We start from the raw sequence: 26606 nt of genomic DNA, 5'->3' as shown, positions 1-26606 counted from the left end.
TCCGCGACAGCTCACGAGGCGGCGCGGACGGCCACCGGCCGCCGCGCGAGCGAAAGGCCGACCCGCTCCCCCGGCTCGAGCCGGGTCCCGGCCGCGTGCTGGACGACGAGCTCGTCCCCCTGCTCGGTGCGGACGGTCGAGCGGCGCACCGGGCCGAGGAAGCTGGTGGCGACGACCACGGCAGGCAGATCGCCCGGAGCGCCGCCCGGCACGATCTCGATGTCCTCGGGGCGGAGGAACGCCGAGACGGCGCCGTCGACGGCCGCGCTGTCCACCAGCGGCAGGCGCGCGCCGAGCACGGAGACCGCCCCGCTCGAGACGACCCCCGGCACGACGTTCGAGAGGCCGACGAAGTGGGCGACGAACGACGACGACGGCCGGGCGTAGAGGTCCTCCGGCGCGCCGAGCTGCTCGATCCGCCCCGCGTTCATCACCGCGACCCGGTCGGCGACGGCGAGCGCCTCCTCCTGGTCGTGGGTGACGAAGAAGGTGGTGATGCCGATCTCGGACTGCAGGCGCTTGATCTCGTCGCGCAGCTGCACGCGGACCTTCGCGTCCAGCGCGGAGAGCGGCTCGTCCAGGAGCAGCACCCGGGGGCGGGTGACGAGCGCCCGCGCCAGCGCCACCCGCTGCTGCTGTCCACCGGAGAGCTGGTGCGCGTAGCGGTCGCCCAGGGCGCCGAGGCCGACCAGGTCGAGCGCGTCCTGGGCGGCCGTCCGGCGCTCCTTGGCCGCGACGCCGCGGGTGCGCAGGCCGAACTCGACGTTCTCGCGCGCGCGCAGGTGCGGGAAGAGCGAGTACGACTGGAAGACCATGCCCATGTCGCGGCGGGCGACCGGCAGATCGGCGACGTCGCGCTCGTCGACCAGGATGCGGCCGGAGTCGATCCGCTCGAGCCCGCTGAGGGCGCGGAGAGCAGTGGTCTTGCCGCAGCCCGAGGGGCCGAGCAGGGCGATGAACTCCCCGGGCGCCACGTCGAACGAGACGCCGTCGAGGGCTTTCGCCGCGCCGAAGTGCCGGGCGACGTCGAGGAAGCGGACGCGGGCGCCCGGGGAGGAAGGCGCGGTCACGAGGTGCCTTTCGAGGCGCGGCGCCCGGTGGCGACGAGGCCGATCCGCGCGAGGCGGCCGATCCCGAGCAGCAGGGCGAAGGCGAACAGGAGGGAGAGGAGGGAGAAGATCACGGCGACGTAGGCGTCCTGCTTCGACACCTGCACGAGACCGGTCTGCAGCGTCGTGCGACTGAGCAGCGAGGCGATGGTGTACTCGCCGAGGACCACGGCGACCGTGATCAGTGCGGCGGCGACGAGACCGCGGCGGAGGTTCGGCAGCAGCACCCGGACGAGCACACCGAAGGGGCCGGCGCCCAACGAGCGTGCGGCCTCCGAGAGCGTGATCGCGTCGAGCCCGGCGAGGTCCGCGGCGATCGCGCGGTAGGCGTAGGGCAGCACGAGCACGCCGTAGGCGAGCGCGAGCGTCCACGGGGCCGAGCCGACGAGCCGGGTGATCACCGAGTAGACCGGGGCCAGCCCGACGACCAGCACGATCGCGGGGACGGTCAGCGGGAGCAGGCAGACCAGCTCGAGCGCCCGGCGCAGGCGCGGCAGGCGGATCTCGACGAGGAGCATCGTCGGCACCAGCAGCACCAGCACGATCAGGGCGGTGACCACCGCGAGGATCAGCGAGTTGCCGATGCCCTGGAAGAGCGCGCGGTAGCCGCGCTCGTTCTCGGGGTCGAGGATCGCGGTCCAGTGCGAGAGGTCGTAGCCGCCGGCGCCGCGGAGGGTGAACTCGGCCATCGCGATCAGGGGCACCGCGAAGGCGAGGCCGGTGACGACCAGGACGAGGCGGGACAGCGCGCGGGTCATCGCTGCCACCGCCGGGCCCGGCGCTGCAGCAGCGCGTAGCCGGACATCAGCACGATCATCACGAGGAGCATGCCGAGCGCGAGCGCGCCGGCCAGGTTCTCCCGGCCGAGGACCGTCTCGCTGACGAGCGCGGCGCGGATCTGCAGCGGCACGATCTGCGCGCCCTGGCTGATCAGTGCCGCGGCCGTGGCGAACGAGGAGAACGCGTTGGCGAACAGCAGCAGCACTGAGCCGAGGAAGGAGGGCGCGAGGACGGGAACGGCGACCCGCCACCAGTAGCTCACCGCTCCCCCGCCGAGCACGGCGTTCGCCTCGGCCCACTCGGGGCGCAGCCCCTCGAGCGCGGGCAGGAAGGTCAGCACCATCAGCGGCACCTGGAAGTAGAGGTAGGGCAGGATCAGCCCGGGCAGCTGGTACAGCCAGACGCCGTCGGCGTAGAGGTCGACGCCGGCGCCGGCCAGGAGGGTCGTGACCAGGCCCTGGACGCCGATCGTCGCGATGAAGGCGAAGGCGAGCATCACGCCGCCGAACTGGGCGAGGACGCTCGCGGCGGCGTCGACGATCGTGCGGAGCGGTCCGCGCGGATCGGCGCCGAGCAGAGCGAGGCAGACGATGCCGCCGAGGACCGCGCCGACGACGGCGGTGAGCGCCGACAGTCCGAGCGAGGCGCCGAAGGCGGACAGGACGACCGGGTCGCCCAGCGCCGTGACGTTCGCGAGCGTCGGCCGGCCGTCGCCGTCCACGAAGCCCGTGCCGACCGCGAGGACGGTCGGCACGGCGAGGAAGAGCAGGACGTAGACCGCGAACGGAGCGACGCCGAGCGCTGCGGGGAGACCGCGCCGTCCCCGGGGTGCGCGGGCCCCGGAGACGGCGCGGACGGCGGCGGTCGTCACTGGATCGCCGCGCCCCACTTCTCGGCCAGCAGGGCCGAGGCGGCCTCGGTCTGCTCGGAGGTGAACTGGACGAGGTCCTCCGGAGCGGCGCCGACGGCGTCGAGGGCCTCCTTGTCCACCGTGCCGGCGTCGACCATGGCCGCCAGGCGCACGGGGTAGGCGCCCGCCGCGAGGTAGAGGTTCTGCGCGGCGTCGGAGTAGAGGTACTCCTGCCAGAGGCGCGCGGCGGCCGGGTTCGGCGCGTCGGCGTTGATCGCCTGGTTGTAGTAGCTGCCGACCGCGGTGCCGGGCAGCACCGTCGTCGTCCACTCGCGGGTGCCCTCGTTCGCCTTCGCGGCGGCGAGGTTGTTGTAGCTCCAGTCGAAGACGACGGGGGTCTCGCCGGAGGCGATGGTCGCGTCGGTCGGGTCCAGCGGCAGGAAGTTGCCCGCGTCGTTGAGCTTCTCGAAGAAGTCGATGCCGGGCTGGACGTCGTCGGCCGAGCCGCCCGACTGCAGGGCGGCGAGCTGCACGGCGGCCGCCGCGGCGCCGGCCTGGGTCGGGTCGCCGTTGATCGCGACGGAGCCGCGGTAGTCGGCGCCGAGCAGGTCGTCGAGCGACTCGGGCGCGGGCACGGCGACGGCGTCGTAGCCGATCGACATCAGGCCGGTGTAGTCGTTCACCCAGAGGCCGGTCTCCTCGCGGTTGCCCTCCGGGATGTCGTCCCAGGTCTCGACCTTGTACGGCGCGAACAGGTCGGTGTTCGCGAGCGCCACGGCGGCACCGAGGTCGAAGACGTCCGGAGCGGTGTCCTGGCCGGCCAGGTTCTGCGCGGTGCTGATCTCCTCGGCGGAGGAGACGTCGGGGTCGGCCGAGTTGACGGTGATGCCGTACTCGTCCTCGAAGCCCGAGATGAGCTCGCCGTAGTTGGCCCAGTTGTCGGGCAGCGCGATCACGTTGAGCTCGCCCTCGGCCTTCGCGGCCTCGACCAGGGCGTCGAGCCCGCCGAGGTCGGCGGCGGAGGTCGCGGTCGAGGCGTCGACGGACGCGTCGCCGGACGCGGAGCCGGACGAGGCACCGGCGTCGCCGGAGCAGGCGGTCAGGGTGAGAGCGAGAGCGGCGGTCGCGGCGGCGAGCACACCGGCGCGGGGGAAGCGCTGGGTCGTCAAGAGTCCTCCAGGAGTCGGGTGGGTGGGCCCCTGCGGGCGCCTCGGGAAACGTAGGGGCGGCTCCCGACATCCCGGGGCCGCCCGGATGAACCGGACGGGAACACTCGGCGCCGAAGCCGGATCGCCTCCGATCGGCCGATGTCGGCGGCCTTCGCTAGCGTGGGTGCACCATGACCGAGCAGCTCAGCCCCGCGCTCGCGCGCCGCATCGCCCTGGCCGCCCAGGGCTTCGGTGCCGCCCCGCCGCCGCGGGTCGGCACGCGGCAGATCCTCGGCGTGATCGACCGGATCCGGCCGCTGCAGCTCGACTCGGTCAACGTCTTCGAGCGGAGCCACTACCTCCCCGTCCTCGCCCGCCTCGGCCCCTACGACCGCGCCCTCCTCGACGCGGTCGCGTTCTCGCCGAAGGGCCACTACCTCGAGTACTGGGCGCACGAGGCGGCGCTGATCCGCCGGGCCGACCTCCCGCTCTACCGCTGGCGGATGGAGCACTACCGCCGCGTGCGCCTGCCCGAGCACGAGGGCTGGGCGGCCGACAACCGGTCCACGCTCGACTGGCTGCGCGCGGCTCTCGCCGACGGCCCGCTCCGTGCCTCGGAGATCGAGCACGAGGCCAACACCCGGACCGGTCCGTGGTGGGGCTGGTCCGACATGAAGCGCGGGCTCGAGGTGCTCTTCCGCTGGGGCGAGGTGGTGACCGCGGGGCGCACGCGCTTCGAGCGCTCCTACGCGCTCGCCGAGCAGGTGCTGCCCCGCGAGGTGCTCGACGCCGAGGTCTCCGCCGAGGACGCGGTCCGCGAGCTGGTGCGCCGCTCCGCGCTCGCGCTCGGGGTCGGCACGCTCGGCGACCTGGCCGACTACCACCGGCTGCTGAAGGCGCCGACGCTCGCGGCCGTGCACGACCTCGTCGACGCGGGCGAGCTGGTGCCGGTCGAGGTCCGCGGCTGGGAGCGCTCGGGACGCCCGCTGCCGCTCTGGCGGCACACGGCGGCGCGGCGACCGCGCGAGCTGCGGGCCGACGCACTGCTCTCCCCCTTCGACCCCGTGGTCTGGCACCGCCCGCGCGCCGAGCTGTTCTTCGACTTCCACTACCGGATCGAGATCTACACCCCCGCGGCGCAGCGCGTGCACGGCTACTACGTGCTGCCCGTGCTGCTCGACGACGTGATCGCGGCGCGCGTCGACCTCAAGAGCGACCGGCAGAACGGCGTGCTGCGGGTGCAGGCGGCCTGGCGCGAGCCCGGTGCGCCGCCGGACACGGCCGAGCGCCTCGCCGCGCTGCTCGTCGCCGCCGCGCACTGGCAGGGGCTCGACACCGTCGATGTCGTCGGGCGCGGCACCCTCGCGCCCGCGCTCCTCGTCGCACTCACCACCGGCCACCGGGAGGTCCTCGCATGAGCGGTCCGCAGGAGCGGCAGGGCACCATCGCGCTCGCCCTGTCCGAGAAGTGCGTCGCCCTGCTGCTCGAGCGCGGGACCACGAAGGGCGTCAGCTCGATCGACCTGGCGCACGCCGCCGGCATCTCGCTGCGCACCTTCCACCGCTACCTCGGCGGCAAGGAGGACTGCGTGCGGCCCGTGCTCTACGCGGCCGTCGCGGCGATGGCGCGCGAGCTCGTCGCGCGGCCGGAGCCGGAGTCGCTGAACACCGCGCTGGGCGCCGCCTTCGCCGCGGCCGCGTCCGGTCCGCAGCTCGAGCGGACGCTGCGGCTGATGCCGCTGCTCACCGAGACGCCCGGCATGCGCGCGGTCTGGGCGCAGTCGCTGCACGACGGCGAGGCCGCGCTCACCCCGAGCATCGCGCAGCGGATGGGGCTCCCCGCGGCGGACGAGCCGCGCGCGGCCGTGCTCGCCACGGTCGTGCTCGCGCTGGTGCGGCGCGCCCTCGTGGACGCCGTCGCGACGGGCACCGACCCGTCCCCCGTCTTCGACGAGTACCTCACGACGCTCGACGGCGGCCCGCTCGCGGCGGGAGCCCCGGCGGCGCGCTGACGCGGGGTCTCGATACGCCCCAGCGGGGCTACTCGACCAGCATGAGGGGGCGCCGCTGCGCAGCTACTCGACCGGCATGAGGGGGCGCCGCCAGGGCCGCTTCCCCCGCGGCGTCAGAACTGGACGCGGGGCGGCTCCGAGATGGCGGCGAGGTCGCCGACCTCGAAGAACTCGCGCTCGGAGAAGCCGAGGCGGCGGGAGAAGAGCGTGTTGGGGAAGACGGTGACCTTGGTGTTCATCTCGCGGACGCCGCCGTTGTAGAAGCGGCGGGCCGACTGGATCTTGTCCTCGGAGTCGACCAGCTCGCCCTGCAGCTGCAGGAAGTTCTGGCTCGCCTGCAGCTGCGGGTACGCCTCGGCGACGGCGAAGATCGACTTCAGCGCCTTCTGCATGTGGTCCTCGGCGGCGGACGCCTCAGCCGGACCCTGCGCGGAGAGCGTCTCGGCACGGGCACGGGTCACCGAGTCGAACACCTGCCGCTCGTGCGAGGCGTAGCCCTTCACCGAGTCGATGACGTTCGGGATCAGATCCGCCCGCCGCTTCAGCTGGACGGTGATGTCGCTCCAGGCCTCGTCGACGCGGACGTTGAGCGTGACGAGGGAGTTGTAGGTGGCCCAGAGGTAGATCCCGAGGATCACGACGAGCACGACGACGACGATGAGCGGGACGAGCCATTCCATGCCGACAAGTGTAGGGAAGGACCCCGCGCCGTTCCCCGCAGTCCGGCGCATTCGCAGAGACGCGGGTGGCGCTACTTCAGCGTCTTCTGCATCAGCACGGTGCTCAGCCAGCGCTCGAACTTGAAGCCGACGCGGCCCATCCGGCCGACCTCGACGAAGCCGTACTTCGCGTGCATCGTCAGCGACGCCTCGGCCCCCTTGTCCGCGATGACGGCCATGACCTGGCGGATGCCGACGGCCTTCGCGCGCTCCAACAGCTCGGTCATCAGCGCCTTGCCGAGGCCCTTGCCGGTCGAGGCGGCGCGCAGGTAGATCGAGTTCTCGACCGTGAAGCGGTAGGCGCGCTTGGACGACCACGGCGACACCATCGCGTAGCCGAGGATCTGACCCGAGGGCGAGACGGCGACGATGAACGGCAGCCCGAGCTTTTGGTTGCGCGCGAACTTCGAGCGCCACTCCTTCAGCGTCGAGTCGTCCTCGTCGAAGGTCACCACGGTGTTCCGGACGTAGTGGTTGTAGATCTCCTGGATGTCCGGCAGGTCCGCGCTGCGCGCCTCGCGGATCTCGAAGGAGAACTCCGGCTCGGGGGCGGGTGCCCGGCGCAGGTGCGGCGGCAGGACCCGGCGCTGCTCGTACTCTTCCTCGAGCATCTCGCTCCTTCTCGGCGGTGGTGGTCGGCATCGCTGATCCCGGGCGGCGGCCGCGATCCGGGCCAGCGTAGCCGGGGTGGCGGAGCGCCGCACGCGCGGCGGGCCGCGGTGGGCGGGCCCCGAGGCTCAGGGCAGGAGCGCCCAGTCGACGGGCTCGGCCCCGCGCTCGGCGAGCAGCTCGTTCGCGCGGCTGAACGGCCGCGAGCCGAAGAAGCCGCGCGACGCGGACAGCGGGCTGGGGTGGGCGCTCTCGACGATGCCGGAGTCGCCCAGCAGCGGCCGGAGGTTCGCCGCGTCGCGCCCCCAGAGGATCGCGACGAGCGGCTGATCGCGGGCGACCAGCGTGCGGATCGCGTGCTCGGTGACCCGCTCCCAGCCCTTGCCGCGGTGCGAGGCGGGCGCGCCGGGTGCGACGGTGAGGACGCGGTTGAGCAGCAGCACCCCGCTGCGCGTCCAGCCGCTGAGGTCGCCGTGCTCGGGCGGGGCGACGCCGAGGTCGTCGCGGAGCTCGCGGTAGATGTTCTGCAGACTGCGCGGCAGCGGCCGGACGTGCCGATCGACGGCGAAGGACAACCCGATCGGATGCCCGGGTGTCGGATACGGATCCTGCCCGACGATCAGGACGCGGACGTCCTCCAGGGGCGCGGCGAACGCGCGGAGCACCTGCGCCCCGGCGGGGAGGTAGGGCCGCCCGGCCGCGGTCTCCGCGCGGAGGAAGTCGCCCATCGCCGCGATGTCGCCGGCGACCGGGGCGAGCGCCTCGGCCCAGCCGCGGTCGATCAGGCCGGCACCGGCCAGCTCCTGCAGGTCCACGCTCAGCTCGCGGCGAGGGTGGCGACCGACACTCCGGCCTCGCCCGCGCTCGCGCGCCAGACCGAGCCGGCGCCGCGGACGCGCAGGGCACCCATGCCGACGGTGAGCACGGTCGACTCGTCGATCGCGACGCCGCCGTCGACCAGTCCGGCCTCGACGGCCGCGACCAGGCGGCCGAGCGTGCCCCACTGCGCGGCGTGCACGTCGATCGAGACGTCGACCAGGCCGATGCCCTCGAGCACCGTCACCTCGTCCAGCTCCTCGGCCGCGAGCTCCGGCGCCACAGCGACTCCGCCGATGCGGTCGCCGCCGACGATCGCGCGGTCGGCGGCGACCGCGGCGCCCGCGGAGTAGCCGGCGTACGGCACTCCGGAGGAGACGAGGTCGCGCAGGCGCGGGAAGGACGCCTCGAGCGCGTCGCGGTAGGCGGGGGTGAGGCCGCCGCCGACGAAGATCCCGTCGACGTCGTCGAAGACCGCGGGGTCGATCCGGCCGCCCTCGGGCTTCATCACCGCGAACGGGAGGAGCTTGCCGACCGTGGCGAGCGTCGCGGCCCAGCCCGCGTAGACCTCGGGGCCGAGGCCGTCGTGCACGACGACGATCGCGATCCGCGGGCCCTCGATGCGGCCGGCGTCCACGGCGCGGTCGTGCGCCTCCGCCAGGAACGCGCCGTAGAGCTGCTGGTCGTGCTCGACGCCGCCACCGCCGCCGATCAGGTGGACGCTCACTCGCCGTCCTCCGCGAGGGCTCCCGCCACCGGGGGCAGAGCCGACCACGGGAAGACGATCCAGCGCGGCGTGCGCCGCCAGAAGAAGTCGGGCTCGAGCACCGTGCGGGGCTTGGTGTAGAGGGTGACGGTCTGCACCTCGGCGCCCATCGCGCGGATCAGGTCGACCGAGAGGGCGAGGGTGTGGCCGGAGTCGGAGACGTCGTCGACCAGGAGGATGCGCTTCCCGCGCACAGACGCCTCGTCCAGCAGCGGCGGCAGGACGACGGGGGCCGCGAGCCGCGCCTCGACGCCGGTGTAGAACTCGACGTTCAGCGCACCGCAGCTCTTGATGCCCAGCGCGTAGGCGACCGCGCCCGCGAGCAGAAGACCGCCGCGCGCGATGGCCACGACCAGCTCGGGTCGGTAGCCGGAGGCGACGACGTCGTCGGCGAGATGGCGAGCGGCGTCACCGAATTCGAGCCAGCCGAGGACCTCCTTCTCCGTGGCGGCGAGGAGGGCGGCGGAGTCGTCGGCGTCGGAAACCATGAGGGACAGGCTAGAGCGTCGCGAGGCCCCGCGTCACATCACGGGGCCCCGCGACGGGCGCCTGTCACGCCTTCGGGGTGAGCGCGCCCTTGATCACCTTGTGCGGGGCGGCCTGCGCCACCGGCTTGATCGTCACCAGATCGAGGTTGACGTGAGGCGGCAGCTCGACGGAGGAGACGATCGCCGCGGCGACGTCCTCGGCGACCAGCGGGGCGGGGACCTCGGCGTAGACCTTGTCGGCGCGCTCCTTGTCGCCGCCGAAGCGGACCAGCGAGAACTCCTCGGTGTGCACCATCCCGGGCGCGATCTCGATCACACGGATCGGCTCGCCGGCGAGCTCGAGACGGAGCACCGCGACGAGCGCGTGCGCGGCGAACTTCGCGGCGTTGTAGCCGCCGCCGCCCTCGTAGGCGACGTGGCCGGCGATCGAGGTGACGGTGACGACATCGGCCGAGCCCTCGGAGCCGGCGTCGGCGATGCCCGCCCGGAGCAGCGGGAGCAGAGCGCTCGTGACGAGCTTGACCGAGAGCACGTTGATCTCGAACATCCGGGTCCAGTCGGCGGGGTCGGACGCCTCGACCGAGTCGAGGCCGAGCGCGCCGCCGGCGTTGTTGACGAGGGCGTGCACGGCGCCGGTCTCGGCGAGGTGATCGCGCAGCGCGTCGACCTGCGCCGCGTCGGTGAGATCGGCGACGAACAGGCTCGCCCCGGTCTCCGCGGCGAGCGCCTCGAGCCGCTCCCGGCGGCGGGCGACCGCCACCACGTCCCAGCCGTGCTCGCGGAACAGGCGGACCGTCGCCGCACCGATCCCCGAACTCGCTCCTGTCACCACGACGCGTCGAACCACGCTCGTCCTCTTTCCGTCAAGCCTCGGACACCATCGACTCCGTCGTCGGAGCCAACGCTAGCCTGGCCGCATGCAGCCCGCCGACCCGGCTCCCGCCACTGCCGGGTCGCCCACCGCCCCCAAGCGCCGCGTGCCCCTCTGGGACAACGCCCGCTTCGTCTGCGTCGCGCTCGTGGTGGTCGGCCACGGCATCCAGCGGCTGACCGCCAACTCGGACACGTCGCTCGTCGTCTACCTGACGATCTACGCCTTCCACATGCCGGCCTTCGCGATCATCTCCGGCTACTTCTCCAAGGGCGGAGCGCCGAACGCCCGCGCGATGCGCCGGGTGCTCACCGACATCCTGCTGCCCTACCTGATCATGGAGACGATCTGGACGCTGGTGCAGTTCGCGGTCGAGGGCAAGCAGGAGTTCAACCCGACCAAGCCGAGCTGGACGCTGTGGTTCCTGCTCGCGCTCGGGATCTTCCGGCTGGTCCTCCCCTACCTCGCGCTGCTGCGCTGGCCGCTGCTGATCAGCGTGGTGCTCGCCGTCGGCGTGAGCTACTACGACAACATCGACTCGACCTTCTCCCTCGCCCGGGCGATCGGGATCCTGCCGTTCTTCGTCTTCGGCTGGCGGCTGCGCGGCTGGAAGGCCGGCTCGCGGCTGCTGGTGGACCGCTGGCTCGACCTGACGCCGCGGCAGATCCTGCTCTCCCGGGTGATCGCCGTCGCCCTCTTCGCGGCGACGGTCGTCGTGATGACCGTCAACATCGACGCCTTCCGCGCGGCGGACCTGCGCTACTGGTTCTTCTACGACCGGCCGTACGACGCGCTCGGCGAGACCGCCTGGTGGGCCGGGCTCGTCCGCCTGGCGCTGATGGCGACCGCGGTCGTGCTCTCGCTCGCGCTGTTCAGCCTGATCCCGCGCCGACGCACCGCGATGACGGCCTGGGGGCAGTCGACGATGTACGTCTACCTGCTGCACAGCTTCGTGCTCTACCCGCTGCGCGAGTCCGGGCTGCTGTCCGCGACCGAGAGCACGGTCGCGCTGATCCTGATGATCGTCTTCTGCATCGCGGTCGCGATCGCGCTCTCGCTGGGCTGGACGCGCACCGTCTTCCACAAGATCGTCGAGCCGAGGGCGACCTGGCTCTTCGCGCCGGTCGTCGACGAGCGACCCGAGCGCCCGAACCGGGCCGACCCGACCGGGTCCAAGCGCGACCCGCATCCGACGTCCGGGATCCGCACCGGACGCTGATCCGTCGCGGTTACCCCGTGTGTCGGTCGCCCTGGCCGCACCGGGGACCCGCACCTAGGCTCGTCGCGACGGGGAACGGCCTTCCGTTCCGAACCGACGATGCGATGGGATGCACCATGACCGACTCCGAGAAGTGGCAGTTCGAGACCAAGCAGATCCACTCCGGAGCCGCGCCCGATCCCGTCACCAAGGCGCGCGCGACCCCGATCTACCAGACCACCTCCTACGTCTTCGACAACGCCGAGCACGCGAAGAACCTCTTCTCGCTCGCCGAGTTCGGCAACATCTACACCCGCATCCAGAACCCGACGCAGGCCGTCGTCGAGGAGCGCCTCACCGCGCTCGAGGGCGGCTCGGGGGCGCTGCTGCTCGCGTCCGGCCAGGCGGCCGAGACCGCGGCAGTGCTCAACATCGCGCAGGCGGGCGACCACCTCGTCTCGTCGTCGTCGATCTACGGCGGCACCTACAACCTGTTCAAGTACACGCTGGCCAAGCTGGGCATCGAGACGACCTTCGTCGAGAACCAGGACGACCAGGAGGAGTGGCGCCGCGCGGTCCGCCCGAACACGAAGCTCTTCTTCGCCGAGACCATCGGCAACCCGAAGATCAACATCCTCGACATCCGTGCCGTGGCCGATGTCGCGCACGCGGCGGGCGTCCCGCTGATCGTCGACAACACCATCGCGACGCCGTACCTGATCCGCCCGTTCGAGCACGGCGCGGACATCATCGTGCACTCGGCGACGAAGTTCCTCGGTGGTCACGGCACGGTGATCGGCGGCGCGATCGTCGACGGCGGCACCTTCTCCTGGACCGCGAACGCGGCGAAGTTCCCCGGGCTGACCACGCCGGACCACTCGTACCACGGCGCGGTCTACACGGACGCGGTCGGCGACTCCCTGGCGTACATCATCAAGGCCCGCGTGCAGCTGCTGCGCGACCTCGGCGCCTCGATCGCGCCGGCGAGCGCCTGGCAGCTGATCCAGGGCATCGAGACGCTGTCGCTGCGGATCGAGCGCCACGTGCAGAACGCGCAGGAGATCGCGGAGTACCTGGAGAACCACTCCGACATCGCGACGGTCAACTACTCGGGGCTGCCCACCTCGCCCTGGTACGCGGCGGCGAACCACTACGCGCCGAAGGGCGTGGGCGCGGTCCTCTCCTTCGAGCTCAAGGGCGGGGTGGACGCGGGACGCGCGTTCGTCGACTCGCTCGTGCTGTTCTCGCACCTGGCGAACATCGGCGACGTCCGCTCGCTGGTGATCCACCCGGCATCGACCACGCACTCGCAGCTCACCCCGGAGCAGCAGCTCACCGCCGGCGTCACCCCCGGGCTCGTCCGCCTCTCGGTCGGCCTCGAGAACATCGACGACCTGCGCGCCGACCTCGCCCAGGCCCTGCAGGCCGCCCGCAGCGTCGTCGAGGCCTCCCGCGCGAACGCCTGACGGCCCCGTCATGCTGGTCGAGTAGCCGCGCAGCGGCGTATCGAGACCCACCGTGCTGAGAACGGCGGATCTCGATACGGCCGCTCCGCGGCCTACTCGATCAGCATGAAACGGCGCGCCTCCGTCCGTTGAGCAGCCGCGGAGCGGCGCCCTTCATGCTGGTCGAGTAGCCGCGCAGCGGCGTATCGAGACCCACCCTGCTGAGAACGGCGGATCTCGATTCGGCCGCTGCGCGGCCTACTCGATCAGCATGGGTGGGCGGCCGCTCCGCGGCCTACTCGATCAGCAGGACGAGCGTCACCCCCGCGTAACAAAGGCCGGGCGCCCGCTGCGCTCTGCCACGATGGACACCGCTATGGACTGGCAGCAGACACTCGAGGACACCGTCCCTTCGGCGTTCGTCACCGAGCGCCAGCTCCGCTCGGTGATCGGCAAGCCCCCTGCCACCGGGGCCTGGCGCGAGGGCGACCACCCCGGCGGCCGGCGCTTCGTCGAGATCGGCCCGTACGCCTTCGAAGCGGGCGGTCGCCTCCCCCACGTCCGGGTGGCCTACGAGAGCTGGGGCGAGCTCTCCCCCGCACGCGACAACGCGATCCTCGTCCTGCACGCGCTGACCGGCGACTCGCACCTCATCGGCCGCGGCGACCCGGGTCACGCGACCGACGGCTGGTGGTCCGGACTCGTCGGCCCCGGCCTCGTGATCGACACCGACCGCTACTTCGTCGTCGCTCCGAACATGCTCGGCGGCTGCCAGGGCTCGACCGGCCCCGCCTCGCTCGCCCCCGACGGGCACGAGTGGGGTGCGCGCTTCCCGTACACGACGATCCGCGACCAGGTCGCCGTGCAGGCGCTCTTCACCGACCGGCTCGGCATCGACCGCTGGCACACCGTCATCGGCGGCTCGATGGGCGGGATGCAGGCCCTGGAGTGGGGCATCGACCACCCCGAGCGGGTCGCCCGGCTCGCGGTCCTCGCCGCTCCCCCGCGCGCGACCTCCGACCAGATCGCGCTCAACTTCGTCCAGCTCGAGGCGATCCGCACTGACGCCGCCTTCGCGGGCGGCGCCTACTACGACGCCGGTGACGGCAAGGGCCCGTATCACGGCCTCGCGCTGGCCCGCCGGATGGCGCTGCTCAACTACCGCAGTCCGTCCGAGCTCAACGACCGCTTCGAGCGGAGCTGGCAGTCCGGCCTCAGCCCCCTGGGCGGCGGCGGCCGGTTCGCGGTCGAGTCCTACCTCGACTTCCACGGCAACAAGTTCACCCGGCGCTTCGACGCGAACAGCTACATCACCCTCGTCGAGGCGATGAACTCGCACGACGTGGGGCGCGGGCGCGGCGGCGAGGCCGAGGCGCTCGAGCGGATCACCAGCCCGACGCTCGTGCTCGGGATCGACAGCGACCGGCTGTTCCCGGTGGACGGGCAGCGGATCATCGCCGCCCACGCCCGCGGCAACATCGACGGCGACGAGGTCGCGGTGATCAGCTCGACGTTCGGGCACGACGCCTTCCTCATCGAGGACGACGCGGTCGGCGGCCACCTCGCGAGGCTCCTCGCGGTCTGACCCGATCCCGGCCGTCCCGCGGGCCGACCGCCGGTCTGTGACTATCGTGAGACGGGGGTCCGCCCCGCGCCGCCCACCGGAAGGAGCGTGCCCGTGCCGTTGGTCCGCAGCGCTCGCGAGCGCGACCGCCTCCTCCGCCAGTCCGCGTGCGGCATCGGCCTCCTGATCGACGCCACGGCGATCGCTCTGGTCCTCGGCCCCGGGGCAGTGGCGCCCGACGCCGTGCCGTTCGCGGTGGCGCTGCTCCTCGGACTCGCTGTCCTCCACCTGCAGCTCGGCCGCAGCGGACGCACGCTCTGGGTGCTCCTGCTCGCCGTCGGCGGCCTGGCACTGAGCATCGGGCTCGCGAGCGCCATCGGCGTGAGCAGCGGCTTCGAGGGATACGTGCTCGTCGGCACCGCCAACGCCGTCACCAGCACCGTCGCCGTCGTCGTCACCACCTCCGTCCGCCGGCTGCTGCTGCTCCTGCCCGTCCTGGTGCCGAGCGTGGTCGTCTCCGTGCTGGTCGCCGAGGAGGCGATGCTGTCCAACGCGCTCGTGCAGAGCCTGCTGCCCTGGGGCACGCTCGCCGGTTTCGCGCTCTGGATCAGCACGGCCGTCCCCCGGGTCGTCCGGCGCATCGACAGCATCGGCAACGCGCACCGCGTCGAGCGGCAGGCCAGCGAGACGGAGGCGCAGCGCCGCCAGGGAGCGCGGCTCCTGCACGACACGGTGCTCGCGACGCTCACCCTGCTCGCCCACTCCGGCCGCGGCGTCTCCAAGGACGCGCTCCGCCGCCAGGCCGCGCAGGACGCGCAGCTCCTGCGCCAGCTGCGCCTCGGCGGGACGCCGACGCCGAGCGCGTCCGGCTCGTACCAGCTGACCAGCGTCACCGCGTCGCCTGCCGCGACCTCGCTCGAGGACGTCCGGGACCGGTTCGGCCGGCTGGGCCTCGAGGTCGTCCTGCACGGCTCCGGGGAGGTCGTCCTCGAGGGCGACGCGCTCGACTCCTTCCTGCTCGCCCTCGCCGAGTGCCTCGAGAACGTGCGGCGGCACTCCGGTGTCGAGTCCGCCGACGTCACGATCACCGAGGACGAGCAGACCGTCCGCGCGATGGTGACGGACGCCGGTGCCGGCTTCGACATCGCCACGGTGCCCGCGACGAAGCTCGGGTTCAAGGAGTCGGTCGTCGCGAGGCTCGCCGACGTCGGCGGCCGCACCCGGCTCTTCAGCTCGCCCGGCTCCGGCACCACCGTCGTGCTGGAGGTGCCCAAGTGAGCGCCGGCACCGAGCGGGCCTCCCCCCTCCTCGGCGGACCCGGCGCCGCTCCTCGCCGGCCCGACGGCTCGCCCCGCTCCGCCCGCGCGCGGAAGGGCCAGCAGGAGACCCTCGGCACCAGCTACCTCGGCAGCGGCCTCACCGGCATCGCGGCGGCGCTGATGGCCTACGAGCTCCTGGTCTTCCTCGCCACCGTCGACGACTACGCGCGGCCGGGGCTGGTCGTCGTCGCCTGGCTCCTCCTCGTCGCCTCCTTCACGGCGACCGTCGTCGCCATCCACGTCTGCGGACAGCGGCTGCCCACCGCCGCCTACGTCGGCCTGCTCGTCGGGATCACCGGTGCCGTGGCGCTGGACCTGATCGCCGTCGCCGGGCACGGCCCGTCCGCCGCCGTCCCGACCGCCGCGGTGGCCGCCGCGGTCGCCCACGCCGCGATGATCGTGCACCGCCGCAGCATCGAGGTCCTCGCCGTCGCCTTCGCCATCGCGGTCGCCGAGCTCGTCGGCTACAGCGCCATGGGCTCGGGCGACGAGACCTCGTTCTCGGTGCGGATCAGCGCGATGGCCGTGACCCTCGCGCCCGCCGTCGTCGCGGTCGTGATGATGCGCGGCTTCCGCCGGATGGTCCAGCTCGAGATCGACCGCGCCCTCGTGCAGAGCACCACCCTCGGACCGCGCTACGCGGTCGGCATGCTCGCCTCGGAGGAGCTCGCCCGCCTCGACCTCGCGGCCGAGCGCCTGCTCGCCGAGGTCGGCGACGGCACGACCGTCCTGCCGCTCGATCCGCACCGCGCCGCCCACGCCGCCGCACTCGCGACCAGCCTCCGCCTGCACCTGATCGAGGGGCGTCGCGAGACCTGGCTGCACCACGCGATCCAGGAGTCCGAGCTGCTGGCCCCGCTCGTCGATCTGCACGACCCCGACGGCACCGCCGGCCTCCTCGGCCACCAGCAGCGCGACGGCCTGCTCTCCGCCATCTGGCTCATCCTCGACGGCGCCTCCGGGCTCACCGTCGTGCTGCACGTCGAAGCCGGAGCACCGCGCGAACCGGACGCCGACGCCCCGCCGCGCTCCCTGCTGGTGCCGCTCACTCTGCAGTCCGAGGGCGTGCCCGTGCGCGGAGTCGATCCCGCGACGTGGGAGGCTATCGCACAGGTCGGTGCGTTCCGCGACACGTCCCACGACGACGCGCTCCGGATCGAGATCGACTGCTACGTCGAGAATCCGGCCGATCGCTGAGCAGAGACGACCGCCCCGCCCTCCCGCCGAGCCGAAGGACACCGATGACCTCCACCGCAGAACCGAAGATCACGCTCGCCGTGGTCGACGATCACAAGATGCTCCTCGGTGCCCTCACGGAGTGGATCCGCGGCGCCGCGTCGGACATCCAGCTGGTCGCCGCGGTCGCGTCCTGGCCGGAGCTGCTCACCCACCCCGAGTTCCCCGTCGACGTCGTGCTGCTCGACCTGGACCTCAAGGACAACATCCCGATCTCGGTCAAGCTCTCCACCCTGAAGACCACCGGCGTGAAGACCGTGCTGATGAGCACCTACTCCGAGCCGGCCGTGGTCCGCGAGGCGCTCGCCTCGGGTGCGCTCGGCTACCTCGTCAAGACGGAGGACGCCGACATGATCGTCGAGGCGATCCGCGCGGCCAAGGACGGCCACTCCTACATCTCGCACGAACTCGACATGGCCCTCTCCACCGGCGACTCCGACGGCGCCCCCAAGCTCAGCGCGCAAGAGCGCCGCGTGATGGCGCTCTACGGCGGCGGCGAGCCCGTCAAGTCCGTCGCCTTCGAGCTCGGCATCTCCGAGGAGACCGCGAAGTCCTACCTCAAGCGCATCCGCGAGAAGTACCGCGTGGTCGGCATCGACGTCGGCACCAAGGTCGCGCTGCGCAAGCGCGCCATCCACGACGGCATTTTGATCGAAACGGATTGAGGTGGGCGCGTTCCGCAGAGCGTCTTACGGCGGCTGCGGAAATCCGCTGGCACGCCGTCCCGAGAGATGCGTGCCCGCTTCCCTGCTGGTCGAGTAGCCCCGCAGGGGCGTATCGAGACCCACCGGCGTCGACACGACGGCATGCAGACCCCCCGTCCGGTGCCGGCGGGTTCCGCCGGGCCGGCCTTACAGGGCGTTGACCGGGACGCTGCCCGTGGCGGGGCGGGCGGGGTCGCGCGGCGCGTCGACGGTGCCGCGGGCGCGGTCGATGGCGATGCTGGCGAACGCGAGCAGGATGCCGGCCGCGGTGAGGCCCACGCCGACCCAGATCGGCGACAGGTAGCCGAGGCCGGCGGCGATGGTCACCCCGCCGAGAGCGGCGCCGACGGAGTTGCCGATGTTGAGCGCGGAGTGGTTGAGCGCCGCGGCGATGGTCTGGCTGTCGCGGGCGACGTCCATCAGCCGGGTCTGGATGGCCGGCGAGGCCCCCGCCGAGAAGCCCGCCGCGAGGAACGTGAACACGACCAGGCCCACGACCGACGTCGCGGTCAGCGCCAGGCCGATCAGCGACACGAGCACTCCGAGGAACAGCACCACGAGTGCGAGCCGCACGTTCCGGTCGGCCGCCCAGCCGCCCGCCAGGTTGCCGACCGTCATGCCCAGGCCGATCACCACCAGGATCCACGGCACGGCGCCCAGCGGCAGGCCGGTCACCTCGGTCGACAGCGGCGTGATGTAGCTGTACATCGCGAAGAGTCCGCCGAAGCCGATCGCGCCGATCAGCAGGGTCATCCAGACCTGCAGCCGGCCGAAGGCCTTCAGCTCGTTGCGCATGGTCGCCCCAGGGTTCCCCCGCTGGAACGGCACGAGCAGCCACACGGCCACCACGGTCACAGCGAAGATCGCCGCGACGACCAGGTAAGCGCTGCGCCAGCCCGCGTTCTGCCCCACCCAGGTGATGGCGGGCACTCCGACGACGTTCGCGATCGTGAGCCCCGACAGCACGAAGGCGACGCCCTTGCCGCGCTTGCCCGGCCCCATCAGGTCGGCGGCGACGAGGGAGGCGATGCCGAAGTACGCGCCGTGCGGCAGCGCCGCGACGAAGCGGGCGGCCAGCACGAGCGGGAAGGTCGGCAGCAGGGCCGAGGCGACGGTCCCGATCGTGAACGCGGCCAGCAGCATCAGCAGCAGGCGCTTGCGCGGCCAGCGGGCGGCGGCCGCGGCGATCGTCGGAGCACCGACGACGACGCCGAGCGCGTAGGCGGAGATCAGCAGCCCGGCCTGCGAGTTGGCCTGCTCGGAGCTCACGGCGTAGACGTCCGGGAGCAGGTCGGCGGCGAGCTGCGGCAGCAGCCCCATCGCGACGAACTCGGTCGAGCCGATGCCGAAGCCCCCCATCGCGAGGGCGAGCAGGGCGAGGCGGGTCCGGGCTGGGGAGAGGGTCACCGGACCACGATAGCGAGGATCGGAAGCGGATCGAAACGATTCGAGTCGGAGAGCGCTCCCGCGCGCCTCACTCCTCGAGCGCGCGGCCGAGCCGCTCGATCTTCGCGTCGATCTCGCCCGAGTAGCCGGGCCGGATGTCGGCCTTCAACACCAGCGACACCCGCGAGCCGTAGGCGCCGACCGCCTCGGTGGCGCGCTTGATCACGTCGAAGACCTCGTCCCACTCGCCCTCGATCTCGGTGAACATCGAGGTCGTGCGATTCGACAGGCCGGAGTCGCGGACGATGCGGACGGCGGCGGCGACGGCGTCGTGGACGGAGGCGTCGGGGCCCTCACCGCCGGACGGAGCGACGGAGAATGCGACCAGCACGAGGGACCTCCCAGCGGATCCGACCACCGGACCCGCCGACCAGCCTAGGCGCGCGGACCGCCGACGGCGCCGTCGGCCACCGCGGTCTGCGCGAGCGGCGACCGCTCCTCCGAAGCCTCCGGCGAGACGTCCCGCGCGCGGCTCCCCGTCCGCCACAGCTCGCGGAGCACCCAGCCGAGCAGCACGAGCAGCAGGACGTTGCGCACGGTCAGCGCCAGCACCATGCCCGCGTTCGACCAGAGCAGGAAGAGGTAGAGGTACGGGTAGACGATCTGCGTGAACACCGCGATCGCCAGGGTCAGCTTCGCCGGCGTCGCGAAGTCGCGACCGGCCACCACGAGCCCGACGATCACCGGCGGCGCCAGCCAGACGATGTACTGCGGCGAGAGCACCTTGTTGATGTCGATCAGCACCAGCACGAGCCCGAGGCTCAGCAGCGGCAGCAGCCGCACCGGCGACGCCTTCGCGCGCAGCGCACGGAGACCGAGCAGCACCGTGCCGATCACCGCGAGCGCGAGCGCCGGGTTCATCAGCTCGGCGGCGACATCGGTGAACGGGCCGTGCATCTCGAAGGTGTTGATGTCGGCGGCGTACCAGACGTAGCTGCCGGCCCAGCCGCCGATCGAGAGCCACATCCAGAGCGTGCTGACCGGCGCCTCGATCTGCAGACCGCGCGTGGTCTGGTCGGTGACGAAGCTGAAGACGTACTCGCCGCCGCCGAGCGCGTACACGCCGGCGATGATCGCGACGGAGAGCCCGGCGCCGACGGCCACCAGCCGCCAGCGGCCGCGCAGCACCAGGACGGCGGCGCCCAGCAGGGCCGCGGGCCAGACCTTGATCCACGTCGCGACGGTCAGCGCGAGCGCGGCGACGACCGGTCGGCTCGAGGCCCAGAGCAGTCCGGCGATGGCGAGCGGAACGGTGAAGGCGTCGATCCGGCCGACGGCGATCGGCCCGAGGAGCACCAGGAAGAGCAGCCACCAGCGCGCCGCGGCGAGCCGGGCGGGGACGCCCCGGTGCAGGAGGAGCGCGAAGGCCGCCGCGTCGACGGCGATCACGCCGATCAGCCAGGTCAGGTCGTAGCCCGCCTCGCCGAAGAGCCAGGCGGCGCTGATCGGCACCAGGGCGAGGATCGGGTAGACCCAGCCGGTGTCGAAGCCGACGAGCCCGCCGCCCTCGACGGCGGTCCGCATCCAGCCCTTGTAGACGATGCTCACGTCCCCCATCGGCAGTCCCGGAGCGTACAGCGCGAGCAGGGAGAGCAGGACGTGCACGAGGGCGAAGCCGCTCCACAGCACGGCGGCGGAGTCGCGGTTCTCGCGCAGCCACGCGACCGGGCGCGAGGAGGCCCGGGGGGCGGCGGTCTCTGAGGCGGCAGGGGTCGGCACCGCGTCAGTGTAGAGGGCGACCTCATCGGACCCCTGAACGGCGCTGGGAACTCCTCCCTGAGCGGCCACCGGCCGCATCAGTACCCGGCGAAGGCGTCGGTGCGGACCTTCTTCGCACCGGCCGACCGGAGGGCGCCGCGGACGGAGTCGACGAACGCGGGCGAGCCGGAGACGAAGCCGACGCGGCGGGGCGCGTCGGGCACGGCGTCTGCGAGGCGCTCCGCCGTGATCCGGCCGGCGACGTGCGACCAGCCCTCGGGCAGCCGATCCGGCGCCTCGGGCGAGACCAGCACGACGCGGGCCCCGGAGGCGCGGAGGAGCTCGCGGTACGCCACGTCCTCCAGCCGGGCGGCCGCGTAGACGACGACCACGTCGCGCTCCGGTCCGGCCGCGATCGCCGTGAGCTGGCTCGCGAACGGGGTGATGCCGATGCCGCCCGCGACCAGGAGCAGCGGCGTCGCCGGGTCGGCCGGCAGCACGAAGTCGCCACCGACGCTCGTGACGCGGACCACGGCCCCGGGCTCGAGACCGGCGAGCGCCCGCTTGAAGCTGCTCGCCTTCTCGGGCAGCCGCATGGCGACGGCGATCTCGCCGTCGGTGGGAGCGGAGGCGATGGAGAAGGTGCGCCGGCTCCCCCGGCCGTCGGAGCGGTGCGGCACGTCGAGCTCGAGCCACTGGCCCGCCTCGAAGCGCACCGGCGTCCGCGGGGCGAAGCGGTACTCCGTGATGCCCGGCGCGATGACGCTCGAGGAGCGCAGCTCCAGCGACAGCCGCCGGCGCTGGCCGAAGAAGAACGCGATCGCGTTGCCCGCGACGAGGCCGAGCTCCGGGCTCGCGTGCAGCGGTCCGAGCGAGAACGGGACGGTCGTGAGCAGAGCCGCGACGACGGCCACGATCAGCTGCTGCGAGCGCTTGGGCGCCAGGGTCAGCGGCTCGGTCAGCATGAAGGCGCCGGCGAACACGAACGGGTACGCGGTCAGGACCAGCGACAGCGCGGCTCCGGGCTCCTGGCCGTTCATCACCGAGTTGAGCACGGACACGGCGCCGGCGACCGCGATGAACACGACGACGATCGCCCAGCGGCGCACCCGTGCGACGACGACGAGCGCGCCGACCAGCACCCACGGCCAGAGCGCGCCGGTGGGCAGAGCCCAGGCCGCGGCGGTCAGCGAGCCCGCGAACGGGGTGTCCTGCAGCAGGCCCTGCGCGATGCCGACGATCAGCACCGCGACGGCGGCCGGGTTGAAGAGGTGGCGACCGCGCCACACCAGCACGTACTTGGAGGCCGCCGCGATCACGCCGATCAGCGCCACGACGAGGAGCGCGCGCGGCTCCGAGGTCGGGAAGAGCAGGAACGCGATCAGCAGTCCGGTCACCAGCGACGACTCGAGGTGGGCGGGCGAGCCGACCAGCCGGGCGATCAGCCAGGTCGCCCCGGTCGTCGAGACGATCGCCACGACCGCCGTCGCCGCGATCTCGATTGGTGTGAAGAAGATCAGCCCGGCGGCGGAGTAGCCGAGCGCGACCACGAGGAGCGCGGCGAGCGTCAGCCAGACCAGCCGGTACATGGTGATGCGACCGAGGGCGCGATCGAGGGTGCCGAGCATCAGAAGACCTCTCCGGGGAAGCGGGGCGAGTAGTGCAGCCCGCCGGCGCTGAGCACGCGGACGAACTCGAAGTCGAAGCGCTCGGCGAGCACCTCGGGCGGGCGGACGAAGAGGGCGGTCGCGAGTCCGTCGGCGACGAGGGTGCTGTCGGCGACGACCCAGGTGGCGACGACCGTGTCGACGGGACGGCCGGTGCGGCCGTCGAGGACGTGGTGCAGCCCGTCGCCCCAGGCCCGCCGGTTGCCGGCCGAGGCGCAGAGCGCTCGCTCGCCCGGCTCGGCGACGCCGATCGCGCGGCTCGCGTCGAAGGGGTGCTCGAGGCCGACGCGGTAGGCGCCGACCCCGCGGGCGCGCAGGTCGCCGCTCGCGTCGACGACGGCGCGCTCGACACCGGCGCTCGCGAGCTCGTCCAGGACGAGGTCGACGAGCTGACCCTTGCCGGCCGCGCCGACGTCGAGCACGACTCCGGCGGCGGTGCGCAGCGTCGCTCCCCCGCCGCCGCGGGCCGCGGCCCAGGACGGAGCCGGCGCGACGGGGCCGCGCGGCACCAGGGAGTAGGCCGGGTCGTAGCCGAGCTGCTCGAGGGCGTCGCCGATGAACGGCGTGACGCCGCCCCCGGTCAGCGCGAAGAGCTCGTCGTAGAGGGCGAACAGCTCGACCGCCTCCGCCGGGAAGACGTGCTCGCCGGGCTCGGTCCGAAGGCGCGAGGCGGCGGAGTCGTCGCGGAACCGCGACCAGGTGCGGTCGTAGGCCTCGATGCGCGCGCGGACCCGTTCGCGCACGACCGCGTCCAGCGGTGCGTCCGTGTCGATCTGCCAGGTGGTGCCGATCGCGTCGAACCGCCAGGCGCTCTCGAGGACGCGCCGGGTCGCGGTCGGCGCGGCGTCAGGGTGCAGAGGTTCAGGCCGCGGCATCGGCCTTGATCGTCTCGACGGCGTCGTTGAAGCCGCCGGAGGTGAGCGAGGAGCCGGAGACCTTGGTGACGTCGAGCTCGTCGAGGCTCTTGCCGACGACCTCGCCCGAGATGCCGCTGGCGAAGCGGGTCTGGTACTCCTGGCCGGTCGGGTTCTCGGACTCGGGGGTCACCGTGACGGCGGTGACGACGCCCGACTCGAGGGTCAGCTCGACGCCGACCGACTCGTTGCCGCCGGGCGAGGTGTAGGAGCCGTCGGCCTCGTAGGTGCCGTCGGCGTAGGCGCCGGTCGCGGCGGAGCCGGTCGAGTCGGTGCCGGTCGACTCGGAGGAGGAGGCGCTGGAGGTGGCGGCGGGCGCGCTGGTCGCGGCGGCGCTCGAGCCGGCGTCCTCGGTCCCGGCGGTGGCGGTGCTCGAGCAGGCGGCGAGGGCCGCGAGGGTGCCGGCTCCGGCGAGGAGGGTGAGGGCGTAGCGGACGGGAGTCGTGGTCTTCGCGGTCATGTCTGTTCTCCTGTGTGGGGGTCGGACGCGGCTGTCGTCTCCGACGCTAGGGCCGGGAGCTCGGGGGTTCCGATGAGGCGGCTGTGCGGCTCCGATGTCCGGGTCGCGGGGGAAGCCCGCCTCTCCTGTGTCAACGGACCGAGGACGCGATCGGTTCAGTGCGGCAGGCGATGCCGGCGTTTCAGTTCAGCAGCCGCGCGACGACGCCGGGGAGCTGCTCGGCGATGTCGAGGGCCGCGATCGGCCCGCCTCCGGACGCCGCCGCGCCGGCCTGCGCGTGCAGGACGGCCGCGGCGGCGGCGACCGCCGCGAGATCCTCGTCCCCGAGCGCCGTCCCCCGGCTCTCCGCGTCCGCGGCCCGGCCGGCCAGCAGAGCGCCGAGCACTCCGCCGAGGACGTCGCCGCTGCCCGCCGTGGCGAGCCAGGGCGTCGAGCCGCTGACCTCGTGGGCGGTGCCCCCGGAGACCACGTGCGTGGTGCTGCCCTTGAGCAGCACGCAGACCCCGAAGTGCTCGGCGGTGCGCCGCGCCCAGCCGCTCGCGTCGGCGGCGATCGCGGCCGCGTCGACGTCCACCCCGGCGCGCGTGAGCAGGCCGGCGAGCTCGCGGTAGTGCGGAGTGACGACCACCGGCCCGCGAGCCTCGCCGATCAGGTCGAGCGCGCCCGCGTCGAGCACCACGGGGACCCCCGAGTGCAGCTGCTCGAGCAGGACGGCGCGCTCGTCCTCGGACCGGTCGTCCGCGCTCGTCCCGGAGCCGAGGAGCCAGGCCTGCACCCGCCCGGCCGAGGTCACGACCTCGGGGCGACGCGCCAGCACAAGGGCGGACGGCCGCTCCGGCCCGAGGTAGCGCACCATGCCGAGCCCGGTGCGCACCGCCGCCTCGACCCCGAGCACCGCCGCCCCCGGGTAGCGCTCGGACCCGGTCGCGATCCCGAGCACCCCGCGGCTGTACTTGTCGTCGTCGGCGCGCGGCACCCGCACGGCCAGCGCCGCCTCCGCGAGCCCGAACTCCCTCTGCCCATCCGTCATTCCGCCAGCCTAGGTCGCACCCCCGACGCCACCCTCTGCGCGATCCACCCGCAGCAGAACGTCGGCAGCCGCGCGCCTGGTGACCGCGGGTCTCGACACGCCCTGCGGGCTACTCGACCAGCATGGTCGAGCCCGCGCCGACGCGCCCCGCACGCCCTGTCGCCTCGCCCGCCCTGACCGCCGGCGCGCGCGCCGATGCGCCTTCCCTGCTGATCGAGTAGCCCGCATCGCGGGCGTATCGAGATCCATCACCGTCAGAACGGCGGCGGCACATCGACGAAGCGCGGTCGCCGGGGCGGGTCCGGCGGCCGCCCGGGCAGCGGGGGCGGCCGGTTGCTGATGCGCCTGCCGGTCGGTGTCGTCCACACGATCGTCCCGTCGTCGTCCTTCGTGTACGTCCACCGGTCGCCGTGCCGGAGGTGATGGTGCGCCGTGCACAGTGAGACGAGGTTCTCGAGCGAGGTCTCGCCGCCGTTGCGCCACTCGATCGTGTGGTCCGCCTCGCTGCGGGCGGAGGTGCGCAGGCAGCCGGCGAAGCGGCAGGTCTGATCCCGCAGCTGCACGTGCAGGCGCATGCGGGACGGCGGGAGGCGCTGCGTGCGGCCGACGGAGACGACCGCACCGGTGTCCCGATCGGTCAGGACGCGCGTGAAGGAGGCCGCCGTCCGGATGAGCTCCCGCGCGACAGCGGCGGGGACGGGGCCGTAGCCGTCCAGCTCCGCTGGTTCGTCGTCGAGGTCGACGGCCGTGGAAGCCGCGAGCGTGAGCCGCACCTCCGCCCGGACACCGGGAACGAACGTCGGGTCGGGCGGTCCTCGGCGTCGGGGGTGGTGCCGATGATGTCGCCGTCGCAGAGCAGGTCCACGGCGACGTCCGCGCGAAGCTGCGAGAGCGTGCGCACATCCCCGGCATCACGCAGAGAATGCGCCATCCGGTCCGCGCGGTCGTAGGCGCCCATCACCGCAGGGGCCGGCCCGTACAGGCAGAGCGTCGCCATCCCGTCCACGTCCGGCGTGACCCACACGGCCCGGTCCGTCCGGGCGCGGGAGTGCCGCGCCGCGAGGGACTCCTGGTGCAGCTCCTCCCGCCAACGGCGCAGGGCGCGACGCAGCTGCGTGAGCGTCATCGACGGCGCCGCCTCCGCGACGCGCTCATCGAGAGTGGCGCGGGACCCCTCGGGGAGGCTGCTGGCGGTCGCGCAGATCGCCTCCCCCTCCTCCCAGTGCAGGCGCGCCTGCGCGAGCAGCTCGCGCGTCAGCGGGAGGTGCTCGAAGAGCAGCTGCGCGTTCTCGAGACGGCGGGCGATCACCTGCTCCGACAGACCCTCCGCGACCGCGAGCTCTGCGCGGATGGAGCGCTCGACGAGATCGCGGGTCTCGCTGGGGGTCGCGCCGCGGGCGAAGGCGTCGGGGTGGGCGAGGGCCGTGCGATGGAAGTCGTAGAGGAATCGGGCCTCGGCGAGACGCGGCCGGGCTGCGGCGCGGGCGTTCGCGGCGGCGCCGTCGCTGAGGGCGCGCAGGTGCTTCAGCACCTCTTCCGTCGATCCGAACTCCGTCATACGAGTATTGAAGCAGGGACCACCGACACGGGGTCCGGCTCGAGGGTGCAGCGGGACGATCGCGGGCTGAATCGGGGCTGTGGAGGAGGCACTGCGCTGGTGGGCGGGGGCGGTTTCATACGGTTGTTGCAACGGAGGGGTGGTTGCATGCCGGGTCGTCGGTTGGATGCGGGTGAGCGGGGTCAGATCGCGGTGTTGTT

The 26606-nt window shown here is 73.0% G+C and carries 27 protein-coding genes; 8 read left to right on the top strand and 19 right to left on the bottom strand.

Going from position 1 to position 26606, the window contains the following annotated elements:
• Positions 1-11 precede the first annotated feature (11 nt).
• Genes EDF36_RS03600 through EDF36_RS03585 form a run of 4 tightly spaced genes read right to left on the bottom strand, consistent with a single transcriptional unit; the run spans position 12 to position 3908 of the window.
• On the bottom strand, positions 12-1070 hold the full coding sequence (locus EDF36_RS03600) for an ABC transporter ATP-binding protein (protein ID WP_123731964.1): 1059 nt from the start codon (positions 1068-1070) through the stop codon (positions 12-14).
• The gene (locus tag EDF36_RS03595) at positions 1067-1867 is read right to left on the bottom strand and encodes an ABC transporter permease (RefSeq protein ID WP_123731963.1); all 801 of its coding nucleotides are present in this window, start codon (positions 1865-1867) and stop codon (positions 1067-1069) included. The genes EDF36_RS03600 and EDF36_RS03595 overlap by 4 nt, the downstream gene beginning before the upstream one ends.
• Positions 1864-2760, bottom strand: a complete 897-nt coding sequence (locus EDF36_RS03590) for an ABC transporter permease subunit (RefSeq protein WP_123731962.1) — start codon at positions 2758-2760, stop codon at positions 1864-1866. The genes EDF36_RS03595 and EDF36_RS03590 overlap by 4 nt, the downstream gene beginning before the upstream one ends.
• A complete protein-coding gene (locus tag EDF36_RS03585) occupies positions 2757-3908 on the bottom strand; it encodes an ABC transporter substrate-binding protein (protein ID WP_185020353.1) in 1152 nt (383 codons plus the stop codon). Before EDF36_RS03585 ends, EDF36_RS03590 begins: the two co-directional genes overlap by 4 nt.
• Positions 3909-4078: 170 nt before the next feature.
• Between EDF36_RS03585 and EDF36_RS03580 the strand changes: the two genes are divergently transcribed.
• The gene (locus EDF36_RS03580; RefSeq protein ID WP_123731961.1) at positions 4079-5305 is read left to right on the top strand and encodes a winged helix-turn-helix domain-containing protein; all 1227 of its coding nucleotides are present in this window, start codon (positions 4079-4081) and stop codon (positions 5303-5305) included.
• Entirely contained in the window at positions 5302-5898 is a 597-nt protein-coding gene (locus tag EDF36_RS03575; RefSeq protein WP_123731960.1) for a TetR/AcrR family transcriptional regulator, read from the top strand. The genes EDF36_RS03580 and EDF36_RS03575 overlap by 4 nt, the downstream gene beginning before the upstream one ends.
• Positions 5899-6011: 113 nt before the next feature.
• Here the strand turns inward: EDF36_RS03575 and EDF36_RS03570 are convergent, their stop codons facing one another.
• The 6 genes from EDF36_RS03570 to EDF36_RS03545 form a co-directional block, all read right to left on the bottom strand.
• The gene (locus EDF36_RS03570; protein ID WP_123702724.1) at positions 6012-6578 is read right to left on the bottom strand and encodes a LemA family protein; all 567 of its coding nucleotides are present in this window, start codon (positions 6576-6578) and stop codon (positions 6012-6014) included.
• A gap of 71 nt (positions 6579-6649) precedes the next feature.
• Positions 6650-7228, bottom strand: coding sequence for a GNAT family N-acetyltransferase (locus EDF36_RS03565; RefSeq protein ID WP_123702722.1), 579 nt, complete (start codon positions 7226-7228; stop codon positions 6650-6652).
• A 126-nt stretch (positions 7229-7354) separates the two neighbouring features.
• Positions 7355-8041 carry a uracil-DNA glycosylase gene (locus EDF36_RS03560; protein ID WP_397459887.1) on the bottom strand — a complete coding sequence of 229 codons (687 nt, stop codon included), beginning with the start codon at positions 8039-8041 and terminating at the stop codon, positions 7355-7357.
• Positions 8042-8043: 2 nt separating this feature from the next.
• The gene (locus EDF36_RS03555) at positions 8044-8769 is read right to left on the bottom strand and encodes a Type 1 glutamine amidotransferase-like domain-containing protein (protein ID WP_123731959.1); all 726 of its coding nucleotides are present in this window, start codon (positions 8767-8769) and stop codon (positions 8044-8046) included.
• Positions 8766-9296, bottom strand: coding sequence for a phosphoribosyltransferase (locus EDF36_RS03550; protein WP_123731958.1), 531 nt, complete (start codon positions 9294-9296; stop codon positions 8766-8768). Before EDF36_RS03550 ends, EDF36_RS03555 begins: the two co-directional genes overlap by 4 nt.
• 64 nt (positions 9297-9360) lie before the next feature.
• Positions 9361-10143: an SDR family NAD(P)-dependent oxidoreductase gene (locus tag EDF36_RS03545; protein ID WP_260300514.1), complete on the bottom strand. Its 783-nt coding sequence runs from the start codon at positions 10141-10143 to the stop codon at positions 9361-9363.
• 70 nt (positions 10144-10213) lie between these two features.
• Between EDF36_RS03545 and EDF36_RS03540 the strand changes: the two genes are divergently transcribed.
• From EDF36_RS03540 to EDF36_RS03515, 6 genes are all read left to right on the top strand, one after another.
• On the top strand, positions 10214-11386 hold the full coding sequence (locus tag EDF36_RS03540; RefSeq protein WP_123731957.1) for an acyltransferase family protein: 1173 nt from the start codon (positions 10214-10216) through the stop codon (positions 11384-11386).
• A gap of 116 nt (positions 11387-11502) precedes the next feature.
• Positions 11503-12831 (top strand): bifunctional o-acetylhomoserine/o-acetylserine sulfhydrylase, encoded by a 1329-nt coding sequence (locus EDF36_RS03535; protein ID WP_123445398.1) that lies wholly within the window; start codon positions 11503-11505, stop codon positions 12829-12831.
• A gap of 355 nt (positions 12832-13186) precedes the next feature.
• Entirely contained in the window at positions 13187-14395 is a 1209-nt protein-coding gene (locus tag EDF36_RS03530; protein WP_123731956.1) for a homoserine O-acetyltransferase, read from the top strand.
• A gap of 93 nt (positions 14396-14488) precedes the next feature.
• Positions 14489-15652 carry a sensor histidine kinase gene (locus tag EDF36_RS03525; RefSeq protein WP_260300513.1) on the top strand — a complete coding sequence of 388 codons (1164 nt, stop codon included), beginning with the start codon at positions 14489-14491 and terminating at the stop codon, positions 15650-15652.
• Positions 15649-16890 carry a hypothetical protein gene (locus EDF36_RS03520; protein WP_123731954.1) on the top strand — a complete coding sequence of 414 codons (1242 nt, stop codon included), beginning with the start codon at positions 15649-15651 and terminating at the stop codon, positions 16888-16890. The genes EDF36_RS03525 and EDF36_RS03520 overlap by 4 nt, the downstream gene beginning before the upstream one ends.
• A gap of 44 nt (positions 16891-16934) precedes the next feature.
• Complete coding sequence (locus EDF36_RS03515) at positions 16935-17594, top strand: response regulator (RefSeq protein WP_123445394.1); 660 nt, start codon at positions 16935-16937, stop codon at positions 17592-17594.
• Positions 17595-17780: 186 nt separating this feature from the next.
• On the opposite strand, the gene EDF36_RS03510 is transcribed toward EDF36_RS03515, so the two are convergent.
• The 9 genes from EDF36_RS03510 to EDF36_RS21540 form a co-directional block, all read right to left on the bottom strand.
• Positions 17781-18992 carry an MFS transporter gene (locus EDF36_RS03510; RefSeq protein ID WP_123704698.1) on the bottom strand — a complete coding sequence of 404 codons (1212 nt, stop codon included), beginning with the start codon at positions 18990-18992 and terminating at the stop codon, positions 17781-17783.
• A gap of 115 nt (positions 18993-19107) precedes the next feature.
• A complete protein-coding gene (locus EDF36_RS03505) occupies positions 19108-19410 on the bottom strand; it encodes a thiamine-binding protein (protein WP_123731953.1) in 303 nt (100 codons plus the stop codon).
• Positions 19411-19454: 44 nt separating this feature from the next.
• Positions 19455-20798 carry a glycosyltransferase family 87 protein gene (locus tag EDF36_RS03500; RefSeq protein ID WP_185020352.1) on the bottom strand — a complete coding sequence of 448 codons (1344 nt, stop codon included), beginning with the start codon at positions 20796-20798 and terminating at the stop codon, positions 19455-19457.
• Between the two features lie 77 nt (positions 20799-20875).
• Positions 20876-22405, bottom strand: a complete 1530-nt coding sequence (locus tag EDF36_RS03495; protein WP_123731951.1) for an RnfABCDGE type electron transport complex subunit D — start codon at positions 22403-22405, stop codon at positions 20876-20878.
• Positions 22405-23319 (bottom strand): FAD:protein FMN transferase, encoded by a 915-nt coding sequence (locus EDF36_RS03490; RefSeq protein ID WP_123731950.1) that lies wholly within the window; start codon positions 23317-23319, stop codon positions 22405-22407. The genes EDF36_RS03495 and EDF36_RS03490 overlap by 1 nt, the downstream gene beginning before the upstream one ends.
• Positions 23306-23818, bottom strand: a complete 513-nt coding sequence (locus tag EDF36_RS03485; protein ID WP_123702702.1) for an FMN-binding protein — start codon at positions 23816-23818, stop codon at positions 23306-23308. Before EDF36_RS03485 ends, EDF36_RS03490 begins: the two co-directional genes overlap by 14 nt.
• Positions 23819-23999: 181 nt before the next feature.
• Entirely contained in the window at positions 24000-24848 is an 849-nt protein-coding gene (locus tag EDF36_RS03480; RefSeq protein WP_123702700.1) for an ADP/ATP-dependent (S)-NAD(P)H-hydrate dehydratase, read from the bottom strand.
• A 254-nt stretch (positions 24849-25102) separates the two neighbouring features.
• The gene (locus EDF36_RS21545; protein ID WP_221181603.1) at positions 25103-25411 is read right to left on the bottom strand and encodes an HNH endonuclease signature motif containing protein; all 309 of its coding nucleotides are present in this window, start codon (positions 25409-25411) and stop codon (positions 25103-25105) included.
• A gap of 74 nt (positions 25412-25485) precedes the next feature.
• On the bottom strand, positions 25486-26406 hold the full coding sequence (locus EDF36_RS21540) for a DUF222 domain-containing protein (protein ID WP_148059961.1): 921 nt from the start codon (positions 26404-26406) through the stop codon (positions 25486-25488).
• Positions 26407-26606 lie beyond the last annotated feature (200 nt).

Origin of the sequence: Rathayibacter sp. PhB152 (genome assembly GCF_003751395.1) — a bacterium.
GTDB classification, from domain to species: Bacteria; Actinomycetota; Actinomycetes; order Actinomycetales; family Microbacteriaceae; genus Rathayibacter; species Rathayibacter festucae.
This window is presented reverse-complemented; position numbering and strand designations above follow the sequence as displayed.

Coding starts and splice junctions, on each gene's coding strand:
- EDF36_RS03595 (WP_123731963.1), bottom strand. CDS start 1,867: ATGACCCGCGCGCTGTCCCGCCTCGTCCTGGTCGTCACCGGCCTCGCC.
- EDF36_RS03580 (WP_123731961.1), top strand. CDS start 4,079: ATGACCGAGCAGCTCAGCCCCGCGCTCGCGCGCCGCATCGCCCTGGCC.
- EDF36_RS03575 (WP_123731960.1), top strand. CDS start 5,302: ATGAGCGGTCCGCAGGAGCGGCAGGGCACCATCGCGCTCGCCCTGTCC.
- EDF36_RS03570 (WP_123702724.1), bottom strand. CDS start 6,578: ATGGAATGGCTCGTCCCGCTCATCGTCGTCGTCGTGCTCGTCGTGATC.
- EDF36_RS03565 (WP_123702722.1), bottom strand. CDS start 7,228: ATGCTCGAGGAAGAGTACGAGCAGCGCCGGGTCCTGCCGCCGCACCTG.
- EDF36_RS03550 (WP_123731958.1), bottom strand. CDS start 9,296: ATGGTTTCCGACGCCGACGACTCCGCCGCCCTCCTCGCCGCCACGGAG.
- EDF36_RS03540 (WP_123731957.1), top strand. CDS start 10,214: ATGCAGCCCGCCGACCCGGCTCCCGCCACTGCCGGGTCGCCCACCGCC.
- EDF36_RS03535 (WP_123445398.1), top strand. CDS start 11,503: ATGACCGACTCCGAGAAGTGGCAGTTCGAGACCAAGCAGATCCACTCC.
- EDF36_RS03530 (WP_123731956.1), top strand. CDS start 13,187: ATGGACTGGCAGCAGACACTCGAGGACACCGTCCCTTCGGCGTTCGTC.
- EDF36_RS03515 (WP_123445394.1), top strand. CDS start 16,935: ATGACCTCCACCGCAGAACCGAAGATCACGCTCGCCGTGGTCGACGAT.
- EDF36_RS03510 (WP_123704698.1), bottom strand. CDS start 18,992: ATGGGGGGCTTCGGCATCGGCTCGACCGAGTTCGTCGCGATGGGGCTG.
- EDF36_RS03495 (WP_123731951.1), bottom strand. CDS start 22,405: ATGCTCGGCACCCTCGATCGCGCCCTCGGTCGCATCACCATGTACCGG.
- EDF36_RS03490 (WP_123731950.1), bottom strand. CDS start 23,319: ATGCCGCGGCCTGAACCTCTGCACCCTGACGCCGCGCCGACCGCGACC.
- EDF36_RS03485 (WP_123702702.1), bottom strand. CDS start 23,818: ATGACCGCGAAGACCACGACTCCCGTCCGCTACGCCCTCACCCTCCTC.
- EDF36_RS03480 (WP_123702700.1), bottom strand. CDS start 24,848: ATGACGGATGGGCAGAGGGAGTTCGGGCTCGCGGAGGCGGCGCTGGCC.
- EDF36_RS21540 (WP_148059961.1), bottom strand. CDS start 26,406: ATGACGGAGTTCGGATCGACGGAAGAGGTGCTGAAGCACCTGCGCGCC.